The following is a 17,921-nucleotide window of genomic DNA, read 5'->3' on the forward strand; positions in this document are numbered from 1 at the left end:
AGATTTACTAGTATCAACAGGCGGCACAGTATACGTAACAGTAACGAAACCGAATAAAGATGAGAGTAAGAGAGTCGCAGTGAAGTACGAAGCAGAGCCAACAACGGTGGCACCAGCCGTAGAAAAAATCACAGTGTCAAATAATAAAGTGGAAGCAGAAGATACAATTACAGTGTCAGAACTGAAAAAAGGTGACATTGTNAACGGTGGCACCAGCCGTAGAAAAAATCACAGTGTCAAATAATAAAGTGGAAGCAGAAGATACAATTACAGTGTCAGAACTGAAAAAAGGTGACATTGTYCGTGTATATGAAGCATCAAAAGGTGGAGAAGCAATCGTAACATCAGAAGCAGTAGCGGAAGGAAAAACAGAAGCAACAATTTTAGGGAAAGATCTTTTAAAAGTAACAGGTGGCACGGTATATGTAAGTGTACAAAGTGAAAATGAGCTAGAAAGTGCTCGTACAGCGGTGAAATATGAATCACAAGTAACGGCGGAGCCAGTAGGTGGAAATATTGTTGTTTTAAATAATGACGGAGCGGCTGATATTGTTAGAGTGACTGGTTTAACAGCAGGTGATAAGGTAAGTGTATATAATGAAGAGACAGTCCAAGAAGCAATTGGAACAGCAACGGTAGCAGAAAATAAAACGGCGGTAAATGTTGTAATCCCTCAATTAGGAGAAGTAGCAGGAAAAATCTATGTAAGTGTTACAAAAGTAAATAAAGATGAAAGTAAACGTGTTGCAATAAATTATATTGCTGAGTAATTCGTGCAGTTAATGAATTAGATGGAATAAAGGAAAGTGCACTAGTAAATAGTTGGCTAACTATTTACTAGTAGCACTTTTTTATTTAATAAATAATTTTTAAATAGAAAAATAGTTTGTTAATAACGATTTTTAGGATGGTAGGTGTAAATAGTCTGTGAAAAAATACTTAATAGTATATTTTAGATTAAGGGAAGAAAATATAATTATTTCTAAGTTATATTAAAAAAGAGCGTTTGAAAAGTTGAAGTGACCCCTAAAAGTTAGACACGGTTATTTCATTAGGCAGCTTGATAAAAGTGAGTCCGGTATTGTACCGGGCTCATTTTTAATTTTTCCTTAATCCGTTTCGTATTATAATAATCTATATATTTTTCTAATTCTATTTTAAAGTGCTCTACATTTTCAAATTCTTTTATGTAGAGGAACTCCGACTTCATAATCCCAAAGAAATTTTCTATTACTGCGTTGTCGTAACAGTTGCCTTTTCGAGACATACTCTGGGCGATAGCTCTTGATTCAAGAGTACGGACGTACTGTCTCATTTGATAATGCTATCCTTGATCCGAATGCATCAGTAGCTGGTGCGTTTCAGGTAAACGTTCCAATGTTTTCTCTAACATGTCTGAAACAAGCGAATACGTCGGTCTAGAACCAATTGTATAGGTAATAATTTCACCATTATACAAATCTAATACAGGTGATACATACAGTTTTTCTCCAAACAATTTAAACTCTGTGATGTCTGTTACCCACTTTTGATTCGGTGCATCTGTATGAAAATTACGCTCTAAAATATTAGGTGCAATTCTACCGACTTTTCCTTTATAGGATTTATATTTCTTCATACGCACAACACACTTTAACCCAAGCTCTTTCATAATGCGCTGAACCTTCTTGTGGTTCACTTTCTGGCCACGATTCGTTAACTCATCACGAATGCGACGGTAACCATAACGACCTTTATTTTCCTCATAAATCGCTTTAATCTCAGCTTTCAAATCGGCATCTACATCTGGAAGATTCATTTTCTTTACTAAATCATAATACGTGCTTCGAGGAATAGTAGCTAGCTCCACGAGTGCCTTCACCGAATATTTATGCCTTAATTCATAGACTACTTGCGCTTTGTCTTGTTTTGTGATTTTTCCTTGTTTTGAACTAAGGCATTTAACTTTTTTAAGTACTCATTTTCCATCTCAAGCTGTTTAATGCGTGCTTCAAGTGCTTCGACTGATCCTTCAGCTAAAGGTTGTTTTAATTGTTTATTTGAATCTTTTTTCATGGATGGACGCCCCTTTTTCTTAGATTGAAGGGCATCAATTCCTTGTGTTTCGAGCTGTTTTTTCCAAACAGAAATCGTTGAAGGGGTAGGAATATTAAAGATAGCTGCCGTCTCAAATAAGGACATACCGTTTTCAATCATAAAGTTTAGTACGTCTAGTTTAAATTGTTGTGTGTAATTTGTACATCGTTTTAGAAAAGCTTCCAGACCATTCTGTTTATATTGGTTTACCCAATTCAAAATGATTGTGTCACTTATACCGAGCGATCTACCTATTTCTCGATAACTTTCATTTCCGTTCAAATAACGTAGAACAATTTGTATTTTTTCATCAGCTGTAAATTTAGCCATAGAAAAACTGCACCCCCAATTGTTAGACTGTGCCTAACAATTGGGTGCAGTTCAGTTAGGCTATTCTCTTTTATTTTATGATGAAATAAATAGTTGAACTTCTTTATATAGTGGAATGATAAAAGAGAGGGAAGTATGGTTTGGAATGCATTAGACGCATTGAAATAGCTATGCCAAGTTTGTAAGCATTCAAACAGTGAATAGATATTTGGCCTTAATTGTTGGGGGGATATTGATATATAAAAACACACCTCTCAATTTGTAGAGAGGTGTGTTTTTATAGTTACTAAATGGATTATTGTAATAATTTACTTACCATTTGTGGAGTTTGGTTTGCTTGAGAAAGCATGCTGATACCAGCTTCGTTTAAAATTTTGAACTTAGTCATTTCAGACATTTCTTTTGCCATATCAGCATCTTCGATTTGAGAAGCAGCATCAGCCATGCTAGTTTCTTGACTCTTCAAGTTGTTAGCATTAAATTCAAAACGGTTTAATGTTGCACCAAGTGTAGCGCGTTGTCCAGCAACTGTTGTGATGGCAGCGTCAATTGCATCAATTGCTTGCTTAGCACTCGTTGGATCTGCAGCAGCTGTACTTTCAGCATCACCTTCATCACCAATTTGTACATCAAGACCTAAATCAGCGGATTTAACACTGTTAAGTGTAATCTCGATTTGAGCAGGATTAGTAGATCCTGTATCTAGCGTTTGAATTTTAATTTTTTTATCTGCAGTACCTAATAATTGTTGATCATTGAATTGCGTATTTTTTGCAATATAATCAATTTGTTCTGTAAGTTGAGCAAATTCTTTTTGTAAAGAAGCTTGGTTACCTTTAGTGTTTGTACCATTGGCAGATTGGTTAGCAAGGTCACGCATACGTAATAAAATGTTAGAAACTGAGTTTAAAGCTGAGTCAGCTGTACGAATTAAAGACATACCATCTTGAGTGTTTCGTCCAGCTACGTTTAAACCGCCTTCACGTGCTTTCATACGAGTTGCGATTGCAAGACCTGCTGCATCGTCAGAAGCGCTGTTGATACGTTTACCGCTTGATAAACGGTCCATAGCGTTGCTCATTTTTGCTTGGTTTTGGCGCATGTACTCTTGAGTACGCATGCTGTTAATGTTTGTATTAATTCTCATGTTAAGAAACCCCCATTTTTTTATATTGACTTTTCTGCAAATTGAAAAACGGTAATATGCGAAAAAATCAATTTCGAGATTTATTGTAATCCTTGCTACAACGGGTGTCAACTAAAAATTCGAATTAATAAATATAAAAAAATAACAGTTTAACAATATATTCATTTTTTTATTACATAATTATTAAAAGGATTATTGCAAACTTTAAAAAAAAACTCTAATATTAGATTATCTTTGTTTACCGAAAAGGTGATATTATGATAGTTGGAAATATAGTAAAAGAAGTGCTTGCATATAAGAAAGGACAAATTCAGCAAAAGCTAAGTAGTCCACAAGCATTTGTTAGTAGTCGTTTTCAAGAGAAGTTGCAGAGTGAGCCTGCGAAGGAGACGAAAGAAACTACGCAGCCGGCAAAAGTAGAGGATATGAGTCAGCCGGTACAATCTACGAAAATAGAAGCGGTTGTTAATAAACCGGCAGAAACTATTAATAAAGTAGAGGAAGCGAGTAAGCCTGAAGAAAAGGCTGAAACGAAGAAAGCAGATGAAGTGCAAGTTGCGCAAAAAGAGTTTGAACGACGTTTCCCAGAAACGAAAAATGAGGCTGTTGATACGTGGGAATTAACGAAGAAGTATAATATTCAAAAAATACGTTCTTCCAATGAAGGGAAGTATGAGGATATTATTGATCGCACTAGCCGTACATACGGAATTCCGAAAACGTTAATTCAAAAAATGATTGAAGTAGAGTCTAATTTTAATCCGAAAACGGTGTCACATGCAGGTGCGATGGGACTTATGCAGCTTATGCCAGCGAATGTGAAGGAGATGGGCGTGAAGAATCCCTTTTCACCAGCTGAAAGTATTGAAGGTGGCGTGAAAGAGTTAAGCGGTTATTTAAAGAAGAATAACGGCGACTTAGTATTGGCACTTGCTTCTTATAATGCTGGCCCTGGGAATGTGAGAAAGTACGGAGGCGTACCGCCATTTAAAGAAACGCAAGGATATATTAAAAAAATATTAAATATCGACGTTTCAAAATAGGGAGTTTCATATATAGAGAGAACATGAAATTTTCGTGAACATGATATGGGAGTTGGCTAGATTTGAAATTACAAGATGATATTCCGTTAACAATTTATTTTGAAATCGGAAATACGAAAAAGAAAATTGAAGATTTGCTTCATATTACGAAAGGTACATTGTATCGTCTTGAAAATTCAACGAAAAATACGGTGCGTCTTATGCTTGAGAATGAAGAGATTGGAACCGGAAAGATTTTGACGAAGAATGGGAAGATGTACGTTGAAATCGTTGAATTGAAAAGGTAGGGAAGGGGATTGTCATGAGTGGCGAAAAATTAAGCCAAGAGCAAATTGATGCCCTGCTGAAGGCGGTAAATGAAGGCGAGGAAATGCCAGCTTTCGCACAAGAAGCAGGAAAGCAAGAGAAATTTCAAGAGTATGATTTTAATAGACCAGAGAAGTTCGGTGTTGAGCATTTACGTAGTTTGCAAGCGATTGCTTCTACGTTTGGAAAACAGACGTCACAGACGTTATCAGCGCGTATGCGTATTCCAATTGAACTAGAGCCTTCAACAGTTGAGCAAGTTCCATTTACGAGTGAGTATGTGGAGAAAATGCCGAAAGATTATTATTTATATTGCGTGATTGATCTCGGTTTACCAGAGCTTGGAGAAATTGTTATTGAGATTGATTTAGCATTCGTTATTTATATTCATGAATGTTGGCTTGGCGGAGATAGTAAGCGTAACTTTACGATGCGCAGACCGTTAACAGCATTTGAGTTTTTAACGCTTGATAATATATTCTTGCTTCTTTGTAAAAATTTAGAGCAATCATTTGAAAGTGTTGTTGCGATTGAACCGAAATTTGTAACGACGGAAACAGATCCGAATGCATTAAAGATTACGACAGCGAGCGATATCATTTCATTACTTAACGTAAATATGAAAACAGATTTTTGGAATACGACGGTGCGTATCGGGATTCCGTTCTTATCTGTTGAAGAAATTATGGATAAGTTAACGTCTGAAAATATTGTCGAACATTCTTCGGACAAACGTAGGAAGTATACGTCTGAAGTGGAAGTGAAAGTAAATCAAGTGTACAAACCTGTTCACGTTGCGATTGGTGAGCAGAAAATGACAATGAGTGAGATTGAACAAATTGAAGAAGGCGATATTATTCCGCTTCATACGAAAGTTTCGGATGAATTACTTGGTTATGTAGATGGAAAGCATAAATTTAATTGTTTTATTGGAAAAGATGGAACGCGTAAGGCGCTCCTATTTAAAAGTTTTGTAGAGTAGGAGGATCCATATGAAGCATGAAGTATCTCCCGTGTCATTAATGGGATTAGAAGATTTTGCAGGAAAGCGAAATGAAGCAGGTAAAGCACATATCGATACTGTTTCAGATATTTCGATTGAACTTGGTGTAAAGCTTGGAAAGTCATCTATTACGCTTGGAGATGTAAAGCAGTTAAAAGTTGGCGATGTTCTTGAAGTAGAGAAAAACTTAGGACATAAAGTAGATGTGTATTTAAGTAATATGAAAGTCGGCATCGGTGAAGCAATCGTAATGGACGAGAAATTCGGTATTATCATTTCTGAAATTGAAGCTGACAAGAAACAAGCGGCGCTTATGAAAGCGCAAAGTCAAATGCAAGATAAAGAGTAGAGGAGGAGTCATATGTCGTATATGACGACCTTATTTCAAGTCGTTTTACTGTTTGGTGCGCTCGGTTACGGTGCATATTATATGACGAAAAAGACGCGCAAACAGCAGTTTTTTAAGCAGGGTGAAAATGGCCATATTCAAGTAAAAGACGGCGTTTATTTAAATCATCAAACGAGTGCCTTTTTATTTGAAGTGGACGGAAAGCAAGTGTTCACTGTTATTAGTAATAACGGTGTACAGTCTGTGCAATTAACCGGAACAGGAAATCAGTTTCAACAAGCACTAGAAGACGCGGTGAAGACTGAAACGAAAAAAGTAGAGGATCCATCATGAGAATAAAGAAACAGTTATCATTATTAGCCGTTATTTTCGTATTTTCTATCGTTTTTTCAATTATTTTTGTAAATCCAGCGTATGCGGCCCCGAACGGTTTTATTAATTTCGAAAATGGAAAAGAGTTTACGAGTAATTCAAGTGTACAACTATTTGCGCTCGTTACCCTTTTATCATTATCTTCTTCTATCGTTCTATTATTTACACATTTTACTTATTTTATGATCGTTCTTGGGATTACACGTCAAGGACTTGGGGTAATGAATTTACCACCAAACCAAGTGCTTGTTGGACTTGCATTATTTTTATCACTCTTTACGATGCAGCCTGTACTCGGGCAACTGAAGAGCGATGTGTGGGATCCGATGACGAAAGAGAAAATAACAGTAAGTCAAGCTGCGGAAACGACAGCTCCTATTATGAAAGAATATATGTCAAAGCATACGTATAAGCATGATTTGAAAATGATGCTGAAAGTACGCGGAGAAGAGTTGCCGAAAGATTTGAAAGATCTTTCCTTATTTACACTCGTACCATCCTTTACGTTAACGCAAATTCAAAAAGGTTTACTAACAGGGATGTTCATTTATTTAGCGTTTGTATTTATAGATTTGATTATTAGTACACTTTTAATGTACCTCGGGATGATGATGGTACCGCCGATGATTTTAAGTTTACCGTTTAAAATACTCGTTTTCGTATATTTAGGTGGATATACAAAAATTGTCGATATTATGTTTAAGACGGTCGCCTGAAGCGTTTGATGCTATGTGATAGGAGTCATATAAATGAATACGTCACCAATTATAGATATTTTCCAAACCTTTTTTTATAAAGGGGTTATGATTTTAATGCCGATTGCCGTTGTAAGTCTGATTGTCGTTATTATTATCGCGGTTATTATGGCAATGATGCAAATTCAAGAGCAAACGCTGACGTTTTTACCGAAAATGGCGAGTATTGTGCTCGTAATTATCATTTTAGGTCCGTGGATGTTCCAAGAGTTAACGATGCTTATTTTAGATTTATTTGATAAAATCCCATCGCTATTGCGTTCGTACTAAGATAGGTGAACTGAAATGAATATGGAATTATGGGCGGCAACGTTTTTTGCGTTTTGTCGCATTACTTCATTTTTATATTTTTTACCGTTTTTCTCAGGCCGATCCATTCCAGCAATGGCGAAGGTTACAGTTGGACTCGCTCTTTCAATTACAGTGGCGGATCAAGTGGATGTCTCTCACATCAAGACAGTTTGGGACGTTGCAGCTTATGCAGGAACGCAAATTGTAATTGGATTATCACTTTCAAAAATTGTAGAAATGCTGTGGAACATTCCGAAAATGGCAGGGCATATTTTAGACTTTGATATTGGTTTATCACAAGCAAGTTTGTTTGATGTAAATGCAGGGTCACAGTCCACTTTGCTATCAACAATTTTTGATATATTTTTTCTTATTATTTTTATTTCACTGGGCGGCATTAACTATTTCGTTGCCACTATTTTAAAGTCGTTTCAATATACAGAGGCGATTTCAAAATTGTTGACGACTAGTTTTTTAGATAGTCTACTCGCAACGTTATTATTTGCGATCACATCAGCGGTTGAAATTGCTCTGCCGCTTATGGGAAGTTTATTCATCATTAACTTTGTTCTTATTTTAATTGCAAAAAATGCTCCGCAATTAAACGTTTTTATGAATGCATACGTAATTAAAATTACATGTGGGATTTTGTTTATTGCGATGAGTGTACCGATGCTCGGTTATGTGTTTAAAAATATGACGGATGTATTACTTGAAGAGTATACGAAACTATTTAACTTTTTCTTAACGAAGTAGGGGGACGCGCATGGCAAAGGATAATAAAACAGAAAAGGCCACCCCGCAGAAGCGTAAAAAATCGCGTGAAGAAGGGAATATTGCCCGGAGTAAAGATTTAAATAATTTATTTTCCATACTTGTATTAGCAGTTGTCGTTTATTTCTTCGGAGATTGGCTAGGGTTTGAGATTGCGAATTCCGTAGCGGTACTGTTTAATCAAATTGGAAAAAATACAGATTCAACCGAGTATTTCTATTTAATGGGGATGCTACTACTAAAAGTATCAGCTCCGATATTAATACTCGTATACGCTTTTCATTTATTCAATTATATGATTCAAGTCGGCTTTTTATTTTCTTCAAAAGTTATTAAGCCGAAAGCGTCACGTATTAATCCGAAAAACTATTTTACGAGACTGTTTAGTCGTAAAAGTTTAGTAGATATTTTGAAATCACTATTTTATATGGGATTAATCGGTTACGTCGCTTATGTTCTTTTTAAAAAGAATTTAGAGAAAATCGTGAGCATGATTGGATTTAACTGGACTGCGTCACTTACTGAAATTATTAGGCAAATTAAATTTATTTTCTTAGCAATTTTAATTATTTTAATCGTTCTTTCTATTATTGATTTCATTTACCAAAGATGGGAGTACGAGCAAGATATTAAGATGAAAAAAGAAGAAGTAAAAAGGGAGCATAAAGATAATGAAGGGGACCCGCAAGTAAAGGGGAAACGAAAAAACTTTATGCATGCCATCTTGCAAGGGACAATCGCGAAGAAGATGGATGGTGCAACGTTTATTGTGAACAACCCGACGCATATTTCGGTTGTACTTCGTTACAATAAACACATTGATGCAGCACCAATTGTCGTTGCAAAAGGGGAAGATGAGCTCGCATTATATATACGAACGCTTGCCCGTGAACAAGAAATACCAATGGTGGAAAACCGTCCGCTTGCTCGTTCTTTATATTATCAGGTCGAGGAAGATGAGACGATTCCAGAAGATTTATACGTAGCTGTAATTGAAGTTATGCGCTATTTAATTCAGACGAACGAACTTGAAGTGTAATAGCGCGTTTGGAGGAGATCTCTTTGTTTAAGATAGAGTCTGCAAGAACCTATTTTTCTATCTTTTTAGCAGCGTCATTCGTAGTGGCGCTCTTAATTCCACTTCCACCATTTATACTTGATATCATTATCGTTTTTCTACTAAGTATGTCAGTGCTTATTTATATGCGAGCGACAAGTATTAACGAGTGGGATGAATTAAAGTCATTTCCAACGATGTTGTTATTAATCGGGATTTTCCGCGTATCGATTAACGTTTCGACGACGCGAGCGATTTTGACAGATGGAAATGCAGGTCATGTTATTGAAGAGTTCGGCCAGTTCGTAATTGGCGGAAACTTATTAATTGGTATCGTTATTTTTACAGTATTAATCATATTCCAGTTTATCGTTGCAAACGGTGCATCTCGTACAGCTGAAGTAGCAGCTCGTTTTACACTTGATTCTTTACCGGGGAAACAAATGTCTATCGATGCTGATTTAAACCAGCGTATTATTTCAGAAAAAGATGCACAGGCAAAACGAAAAAAATTAAATATGGAAACAGAGTTTTACGGGGCGATGGATGGTGCCGGAAAGTTCATTAAAGGGGACGTTATTTTCGGGATTGTCATTTTATTCGTAAACATTATTTTCGGTTTAATTGTCGGCATGATGCAGCAAGGAATGAGCTTTGCAGATGCAGCTCTTCATTATACACAGTTAACTGTCGGTGACGGAATCGTAAACCAAATCGGTTCATTAATGCTTGCAATTTCAACAGGTATTATCGTAACGCGTGTATTTGACGGCTCACCGGATACAGTAACAGAAGGTATCTTTAAAGAGTTATTAGCGCATGAAGTCGTTGTATATGCACTAGGTGGTTTATTTATCGCAATGGGTATTTTTACTCCGCTACCGTTTCTACCATTCGCACTCGTTGGTGGAACGATTATCTTCTTAGGCATTCGTAATAAAAATCGAATAAAGAAAGAAAAAGAAGACGAGCTTCAAAAAGAATTAGAAATGATTCAAGGCGAAGATGAGCAACTGCAACAAGTGGAAGATTCATTCGGAGTATTTACGGATAAATATCCGATTATTGTAGAACTCGGTTTAGATTTAGCAGCACTTGTAAAGCAGAAAATTAACGGGGAAACAGCTCGTGATAAAGTTGTTCTTATGCGGAAGTCGATTATTACTGACCTTGGTATTAACGTTCCTGGAATTAACTTTAAAGATAATACGAGCTTTAGACCACGCGGACGTTACATTATTCGTATTAAAGGTGCGAAGGCAGCTGAAGGTGTTTTAAAATCAGGTTATTTATTAGCACTGAAAACACCGAACGTAATGGCTGATTTAGATGCAGAGCCAGCTAAAGATCCAATTTTCGGTGAAGATGGATATTGGATTTTAGAGCATATGGTGCAAGATGCACAAATGAAAGGCTATCAAGTGTTAGAGCCACTTAGCATATTAATTACACATTTAGATGTTGTCGTTAGACGTAATCTTCATGAATTAATTCAGCGTCAACATGTAAAAGACTTAATTAACTCGCTTGAAAATGATAATGGCGTTCTATTAGAAGAGATTAAGAAGAAAGAAATTGATTTATCACTCGTTCAAAATGTTATTAAACAACTTCTAAAAGAAGGTATTTCTATTCGTGATTTACCAACAATTATTGAAGGTATTATTGACGGCAAAGAAATTTATCAAAACCACGTTGACGGTGTGACATCATTTGTTCGTGAATGTATTTCAAAAGTTATTTGTGAAAATGCGAAAAATCCGGACGGAAAAATATATGCAGCGCTCTTCTCTGATTCAATTGAGTTAGATGCGGATGTTGTGAATAATTCATATCAAGGTTACTTATTAAACTGGGATTTAGATTTAGAAACACGTGTCGTTGAGCAAGTGCAGCGCGTCTTTAAGCAAGCACGTTTAATGGGAAGAGAACCAGTGTTATTAACACGTAGAAAAGATTTTAGATTTGCGATCGTAAGACTGCTAGAACGTTATCAAGTGGAAGCACAAGTACTTTGTATTAGCGAATTAGCACCAGAAATTGTTGTGGATCAAATTGCTTATATTGAATAGTAGGGGGTGAAGTAATGGAAAGTACAGAAAAGAAAGAAGCGTTAATGCGAATAAAAGCAGCTTCGAAAAATGAATTGTATCGAAAGTTATTTGACCAATATGGTACAGATTATTATTACGTTGTCGATGAAAGTGTAAAACGAAATATACCGTTTTTCTGGAAAAAGGATTATGAAATGTTAGTTGCTTTTCCAGAAGAAAAACAGGAAGAAGTGAATGAAGGTACAGCTCAATTTCATGAACAGTTAATGGATGTTGTGAATGATCCTTCAGAACAAATTGTGAAGGCGAATGGAATTCAATCAGTACTGCACAATTTAGAAAACGTAACGACTTCTATGTCATACGCGGCGATGCAAACAGGAAATAGTGAAGAATGGGCAAGAAAAAAAGAGAAACTATTAAAGCTGTTCGAAAAAGGAATTGTCGTTGTGAAACCGACGAAAGAAGCGGAAGTAACGAAAAAGAAAAAAGTTGTGAAACAAGTCGTTCCGGTAAAGAAAGAAGAAGTAGCTCCAAAGAAAGAAAATCAAGAATCTGTACCGTTTATTATTCAAAAAGTAATTCGGATGCTAGAACAAAACGATGTAGAACAATATTTCATTTATGCATATGCTGAAAAGTTAAAAATAAAGTTTGAAAATGCAACGATGATTACAGAAGAAGAAGTTATCAGGTACATATTGGAAGATATGAAATCTCATTTTAATACGGAAAACGTCTTTGAAAAAGAAGTACAAACAATCGCATTAATCGGTCCAACTGGCGTTGGTAAAACGACGACACTCGCGAAAATGGCATGGCAATTTCACGGTAAGAACAAAACAGTTGGTTTTATAACGACAGATCATTCTCGCATAGGGACAGTGCAGCAATTGCAAGATAACGTAAAGACAATTGGATCGGAAGTAATTGCTGTGCGTGATGAAGCTGCAATGACAAGAGCGCTTACGTATTTTAAAGAAGAAGCACGCGTCGATTATATTTTAATTGATACAGCCGGAAAAAATTATCGTACGTCAGAAACAGTGGAAGAAATGATTGAAACGATGGGACAAGTAGAACCAGATTATATTTGTTTAACGTTATCAGCTTCGATGAAAAGTAAAGATATGATTGAAATCATTACAAACTTTAAAGATATTCATATAGATGGTATTGTGTTTACAAAATTTGATGAAACAGCAAGTAGTGGCGAATTGTTGAAAATTCCAGCAGTATCATCAGCTCCTATTGTATTAATGACAGATGGCCAAGACATAAGGAAAAATATACATATCGCTACAGCTGAACATTTAGCGAAACAAATGTTACAAACATCGTAGAAAAGAGGTGAAGAATAAGGCGCTTGCCTTATTCAAATGAATATGAACGGTCTTTATATAGGTTCTATGGGTATGATGAATTACATGCAGCGTATTAATGTTCATTCGAATAACGTTGCAAATGCTCAAACGACAGGATTTAAAGCAGAAAATATGACGTCTAAAGTATTTGATGTACAAGACACATATCGCCGAGGAGATGGGGCGGTAACAAATATCGGTTCGGTCGATTACGCTGTAGTACCAGCTGCAACACATGTGAATTTAGTACAAGGAAATATACAAATGACAAATAGTGCTACAGATTTCTTTTTAGATGACGGCGCGGCCGGCACAACATCATTTTTCGTTACTTCTAAAAATGATGAAACGTTTTTAACGAGAGATGGTAGTTTCACATTAAATAGTGATCGTTATTTACAAACATCTTCAGGTGCTTTCGTAATGGGAGAGAATAATGAGCGTATTCGTATTCCAGAAGGAGCAAAGGTTGCTGTACAAGCAGACGGTACATTATATGATGAAGTAACACAAAATAATATTGCTCGTTTACAAACAAAAACAGTAGATGCCGAAACGAATGCTCGTCTCGTGCAACGTGAGAACAAAAGCTTTACACTAGCAGAAGGAAACATTGCTAATTTACCGAACGGAACAGGAATAGTAAAAAATCATATGCTAGAAAATTCAAATGTTGATATGACGAAAGAGATGGCAGATCTTATGACGGATCAAAAAATGATTCAAGCATCACAGCGTGTTATGACGTCATTTGATAAAATTTATGAAAAAGAAGCGAATGAAATATTGAGATAAAAGACTTCCAAAAGTGGGAGTCTTTTTTGTTATTGCTTTTATTACAGTTACATCATAAAATGATAATGATTATCAATATCATTTTATCTATTTTCATAAGAATAGAATTTCATAATGACAGCAACATTTGTTTAACTAAGTGAATTAAAAATAAGGGGATGGTGTGAAGATGTCTAAAAAGAATCAACTTTGCATTGGATTATGTTTAATTTCTAGAAAGAAAGAACAAGAGAATGAGTTTAATTCCGGAATTGATGAGCAAGTAGAGTTGGCACTACAGGCAGAAAAGGCTAAGTTAGATTTTGTTTTTAAAGCCGATTATTTAGTGGCCCACCCAGATTTAATTGCTAGAAATAAAGGGAATGTAATTTTAGACCCAACATTATTGTTTACTGCTATTGCGTACGCAACTGAAAAAATTGGAGTCGTTACAACCGCTTCAACTTCATTTTATCCACCATATATATTAGCAAGGCAATTACAATCGTTACACTGGATTAGTAACGGCCGAGTAGGGTGGAATATTGTTACATCAATTGACGGTGCTGAAAACTTTGGTGAGGAAGGGATGCCATCATCTGAGGAGAGATATGCGAAAGCAGCAGAATGTACAGAGTTAGTAAGAAAACTTTGGAGGAGTCATCCTTATGAAGTGTTGAAAATAGATAACACTGAAGTTATTAGAGAGATGGCCAAGCCAATTGAACATAGTGGTGAATATTTTGAGGTAAAAGGTCCGCTGAATATCCCACAGCATATATCAGGAGAAATGCCATTATTTCAAGCCGGTGCTTCAGAGTCTGGTCGGAATTTTGCTGCTTCTGTTGCAGATGCAATTTTTGCTGCAACGCCAGATGTAGAGTCAGGTATTGAACTTCGTCAAGATTTAAGAAGAAGAGCAGAACAGCATGGCCGGAAGCAAGATGCTATACGCGTATTACCTGGATTATATTTCTTTATAGGTGATACATATGAAGAGGCGCTAGAAATGCATAGACAAGCTCATCAACATCTCACAAAAGAGAAGAGATATGCGTTACTTGAAATGGTTCTCGGATTAGATGCGAGAGGGATTCCGCTAGAAAGTAAAATTACCGAAGAGATGCTGCCAAGTCGGGATCAAACTGTACGTAGTAAAACACATGCAGAATTATTACGGCATTTCATTATTAAAAATGAACCAACAGTTGAACAAATACTAGAGCGACCAGAAGTTGTTGGATCGGCTCATTGGGTTGCGGTTGGTACACCAAAAGACGTTGCGAAGCAAATTATGGATAGGTTTGAGGCCGGAGCGTTAGATGGATTTATTGCTATTCCAGGAGGACCTCCCAAGTCACTAAATCTATTCTTTAGTGAAGTCATTCCTTTATTTGTGAAGGCGGGAGTATTTAGAGAAGAGTATACAGGTTCTACTTTACGGGAGCATTTGGCGGGAAACATGTTAAATACTTTACAGTTAAAATAAATAATAGCATGTAGAAAAAAGCCTTATTATAAAAGGCTTTTTTTATTTAAAATTAAAAATTCTGAAATATAAGTTGACTGTATGAATATTATTTTTTATATTAGTAGGTATAACTATAACTACTAAAGAGGTGAGAGTATGAAAACGGCATTATATTTAGAAGATGCATACAAAACGAGTTGCGAGACAGAAGTGATAAGAGTGGAAGGGAATAAAGTATTTGTAAAAGAAACAGTTTTTTATCCAACTGGTGGAGGACAGGAATGTGATACGGGTGTCATTGTACAAGATGGGTCTGTATTTGAAGTTGAAAAAGTAAAGAAGGAGCAGGGAGAAATAGTTCACTATATAAAAGATGAAGCTCAAGTAAAATTAGGTCCAGTTAAATTAGAGATTAATTGGGAAAGACGTCATAATTTAATGCGTCATCACTCTTTACTGCATCTTATCGGAGCTGTAGTTTATGAAAAGTATGGAGCTCTATGCACCGGAAATCAAATTTATCCTGATAAAGCACGTATCGATTTTAATGAGTTACAAGAGTTATCGAGCGTGGAAGTAGAAGAAATTGTTGAGGCAGTGAATAAACTTATTAAGCAAAATAAAGAAATTTCCACTCGTTATATGAGCCGCGAAGAAGCAGAAAATGCTGTAGGAATGATTAAAACAGCAATCAATCTCCTGCCAACTACTATCCAAGAAATCCGCATTGTTACAATTGAAAACTTAGACGAACAAGCTTGTGGAGGCACACATGTGAAAAATACGAGTGAAATAGGAACACTTGTTATTGATAAAGTAAAAAGTAAAGGGAAGCAAAATCGCCGTTTTGAAGTAAGAGCGATTTAGATTGTGAGGGGTTACCGATGGATGAAATTATAAAGGAATTACAAAAGTTAGGATTTTCCCAATATGAATGTAAAGCGTATATTGGATTGTTAAAACATTCCCCAGTAACTGGCTATGAAGTGAGTAAACAAACAGGAGTACCTCGTTCTATGATTTACGAGGTACTCGGTAAGTTAATGGATAAAGGAGCAGTGCATATTGTACCTTCTGAACCAGTTAAATATGTACCAGTACCAGCTACCGAATTAATGAATCGAATGCGAAAAGACTTTGAAAAGTCCTTTGAATTTTTAGATGAGAAATTAAATTGTTTAGAACAAGAGCGACAAATAGATGTAATTTCGCATATTCGCTCAAATGATCGTGTTTTAAAAGAAATATGCAATATAATTAATAGGGCAAAGGAAGAATTATGGATTTCTGTATGGGAAGATCAAGTGCATGAAATTGAGCCATACATTTATCAAAAGGAAGAGGAAGGCGTACATATATTTTCAATCTTATTTGGAGCTCCAGAAACAAAAATAGGAGCGACGTTTCACCATAATTATATGACGCCTCACGTTGTTGAAAAGAGAATGGGTGGTCATTTAACTGTTATTGCGCGTGATGGAGAGGAAGTATTAATTGCGAACTTCTCAAATGATAGCACTTCATGGGCCGTTACAACGTATGACCCAGCGCTAGTTCTCGTTGCTACAGAGTATGTGCGGCACGATATTATGGTTGAAGAAATCACGAAGGAATTTGGAGCTGATAAGTTAGATACGTTATGGCGTGAAAATATAGATTTAGTTCATGTCGTAACAGGAAAACGAACTTTAGAAGGAATGGAGGATGATAGAGATGAGTAAAGCTCAGGCACATGTAGCTTTGCAGAGCGATGATACATTTCAGCAAGGAGTAAAAGATTGTTTACCAACTGTATTTGGTTACTTGAGCATCGGTATAGCAGCTGGTGTAATTGCAAAAACAGCAGGTTTTTCTATCATTGAAATTGCATTTATGTCCACTTTAATTTATGCAGGTTCTGCCCAATTTATATTAGCTGGTATGTATGCAGCCGGTGCTCCTGCTTCCGCAATTATTTTTACTGTATTTTTTGTTAACTTGCGCCACCTTCTTATGAGTGCTGCACTCGCGCCGTACTTTACGAAAATTCCTCTATTTAAAAACTTAATCATCGGTTCGCAAATTACAGATGAAACTTTCGGCGTTGCAGTGCAACACGCGGCGCAAAAAGGATATTTAGGTGAAAGATGGATGATCGGGCTTAACGTAACAGCGTATTTAAATTGGATTCTTGCTACTATTATTGGTGGACTGTTTGGTGAGTGGATACCAGATCCACATACATACGGGATGGATTATGCATTACCAGCGATGTTTATTGGATTATTTGTTCTTCAGCTCATAAGTAGTAAACCAAAACTAGCAATTCATTTAAGTGTTGCAATTGTAGCGATTATCATCGCATACGTTTCACACCTATTTATGCCAGATAGTATAGCGGTTATTATCGCAACCTTACTAGCTGCGACGATTGGAGTGGTGATTGAAAAATGGAAATGAGATTAGATGTATTATTACTTTTACTAGCAGCAGGAGCTGTTACACTCGTGCCACGTATTTTACCTCTACTCGTATTTAGCAAACTACAAATTCCTGACTGGGGTTTAAAATGGTTAAATTACATACCAATTGCGATATTAGCAGCGCTTTTAGCACAAGTTTTATTTATGCATGAGACGATGCAGTGGGATTACCTTATCGCAGCAATTCCCACATTTCTTGTAGCGATATATACTCGTAGTTTATTAGGTACAGTATTAACGGGAGTGGTTGTGATTATTTTGTTACGTTTCTTTTTCTAAAAAGGATTACGCTC

Annotated in this window: 18 protein-coding genes and 1 pseudogene; 17 read left to right on the top strand and 2 right to left on the bottom strand. The window is 36.2% G+C overall.

Annotated elements, in window-relative coordinates:
- Positions 1-1,051: 1,051 nt before the first annotated feature.
- Together ASE54_RS33430 and ASE54_RS01885 are read right to left on the bottom strand one after the other, a co-directional pair.
- Positions 1,052-2,406, bottom strand: a pseudogene (locus ASE54_RS33430) (IS3 family transposase).
- A 295-nt stretch (positions 2,407-2,701) separates the two neighbouring features.
- Positions 2,702-3,553: a flagellin gene (locus ASE54_RS01885; RefSeq protein WP_001222366.1), complete on the bottom strand. Its 852-nt coding sequence runs from the start codon at positions 3,551-3,553 to the stop codon at positions 2,702-2,704.
- Between the two features lie 257 nt (positions 3,554-3,810).
- Between ASE54_RS01885 and ASE54_RS01890 the strand changes: the two genes are divergently transcribed.
- The 17 genes from ASE54_RS01890 to ASE54_RS01970 all read left to right on the top strand — a co-directional run bounded on the left by ASE54_RS01890 (position 3,811) and on the right by ASE54_RS01970 (position 17,907).
- A complete protein-coding gene (locus tag ASE54_RS01890) occupies positions 3,811-4,596 on the top strand; it encodes a lytic transglycosylase domain-containing protein (RefSeq protein ID WP_000635229.1) in 786 nt (261 codons plus the stop codon).
- Positions 4,597-4,658: 62 nt separating this feature from the next.
- Entirely contained in the window at positions 4,659-4,883 is a 225-nt protein-coding gene (locus ASE54_RS01895; RefSeq protein ID WP_000775712.1) for a flagellar motor switch protein FliN, read from the top strand.
- A gap of 14 nt (positions 4,884-4,897) precedes the next feature.
- Positions 4,898-5,884 carry a flagellar motor switch protein FliM gene (fliM, locus tag ASE54_RS01900; protein WP_000012361.1) on the top strand — a complete coding sequence of 329 codons (987 nt, stop codon included), beginning with the start codon at positions 4,898-4,900 and terminating at the stop codon, positions 5,882-5,884.
- A gap of 10 nt (positions 5,885-5,894) precedes the next feature.
- Positions 5,895-6,254, top strand: a complete 360-nt coding sequence (gene fliN, locus ASE54_RS01905) for a flagellar motor switch protein FliN (protein WP_000680010.1) — start codon at positions 5,895-5,897, stop codon at positions 6,252-6,254.
- Positions 6,255-6,266: 12 nt separating this feature from the next.
- Entirely contained in the window at positions 6,267-6,587 is a 321-nt protein-coding gene (locus ASE54_RS01910; RefSeq protein WP_000121178.1) for a hypothetical protein, read from the top strand.
- Positions 6,584-7,342, top strand: coding sequence for a flagellar type III secretion system pore protein FliP (locus ASE54_RS01915; RefSeq protein WP_001220582.1), 759 nt, complete (start codon positions 6,584-6,586; stop codon positions 7,340-7,342). Before ASE54_RS01910 ends, ASE54_RS01915 begins: the two co-directional genes overlap by 4 nt.
- A gap of 33 nt (positions 7,343-7,375) precedes the next feature.
- Positions 7,376-7,651, top strand: a complete 276-nt coding sequence (locus ASE54_RS01920; RefSeq protein ID WP_001098080.1) for a flagellar biosynthetic protein FliQ — start codon at positions 7,376-7,378, stop codon at positions 7,649-7,651.
- Positions 7,652-7,666: 15 nt separating this feature from the next.
- Entirely contained in the window at positions 7,667-8,428 is a 762-nt protein-coding gene (locus tag ASE54_RS01925; RefSeq protein WP_001055718.1) for a flagellar biosynthetic protein FliR, read from the top strand.
- A 10-nt stretch (positions 8,429-8,438) separates the two neighbouring features.
- Positions 8,439-9,485, top strand: coding sequence for a flagellar type III secretion system protein FlhB (locus ASE54_RS01930; RefSeq protein WP_014895213.1), 1,047 nt, complete (start codon positions 8,439-8,441; stop codon positions 9,483-9,485).
- A gap of 23 nt (positions 9,486-9,508) precedes the next feature.
- Complete coding sequence (gene flhA, locus ASE54_RS01935) at positions 9,509-11,575, top strand: flagellar biosynthesis protein FlhA (protein ID WP_000472586.1); 2,067 nt, start codon at positions 9,509-9,511, stop codon at positions 11,573-11,575.
- Positions 11,576-11,589: 14 nt separating this feature from the next.
- Entirely contained in the window at positions 11,590-12,900 is a 1,311-nt protein-coding gene (gene flhF / locus ASE54_RS01940) for a flagellar biosynthesis protein FlhF (protein ID WP_000446177.1), read from the top strand.
- A gap of 42 nt (positions 12,901-12,942) precedes the next feature.
- On the top strand, positions 12,943-13,716 hold the full coding sequence (locus tag ASE54_RS01945) for a flagellar basal-body rod protein FlgG (RefSeq protein WP_001013934.1): 774 nt from the start codon (positions 12,943-12,945) through the stop codon (positions 13,714-13,716).
- Positions 13,717-13,885: 169 nt separating this feature from the next.
- The gene (locus tag ASE54_RS01950; protein ID WP_000038859.1) at positions 13,886-15,184 is read left to right on the top strand and encodes an NtaA/DmoA family FMN-dependent monooxygenase; all 1,299 of its coding nucleotides are present in this window, start codon (positions 13,886-13,888) and stop codon (positions 15,182-15,184) included.
- A gap of 138 nt (positions 15,185-15,322) precedes the next feature.
- Complete coding sequence (locus ASE54_RS01955) at positions 15,323-16,033, top strand: alanyl-tRNA editing protein (protein ID WP_000844966.1); 711 nt, start codon at positions 15,323-15,325, stop codon at positions 16,031-16,033.
- A gap of 17 nt (positions 16,034-16,050) precedes the next feature.
- Positions 16,051-16,887 (top strand): helix-turn-helix domain-containing protein, encoded by an 837-nt coding sequence (locus tag ASE54_RS01960; RefSeq protein WP_000343356.1) that lies wholly within the window; start codon positions 16,051-16,053, stop codon positions 16,885-16,887.
- A complete protein-coding gene (locus ASE54_RS01965) occupies positions 16,880-17,605 on the top strand; it encodes an AzlC family ABC transporter permease (protein ID WP_000030479.1) in 726 nt (241 codons plus the stop codon). The genes ASE54_RS01960 and ASE54_RS01965 overlap by 8 nt, the downstream gene beginning before the upstream one ends.
- Positions 17,596-17,907 (top strand): AzlD domain-containing protein, encoded by a 312-nt coding sequence (locus tag ASE54_RS01970; protein WP_000425944.1) that lies wholly within the window; start codon positions 17,596-17,598, stop codon positions 17,905-17,907. Before ASE54_RS01965 ends, ASE54_RS01970 begins: the two co-directional genes overlap by 10 nt.
- Positions 17,908-17,921: the final 14 nt, after the last annotated feature.

This window comes from Bacillus sp. Root131, from assembly GCF_001429475.1.
In the GTDB taxonomy this organism is placed as follows: Bacteria; Bacillota; Bacilli; order Bacillales; family Bacillaceae_G; genus Bacillus_A; species Bacillus_A thuringiensis_S.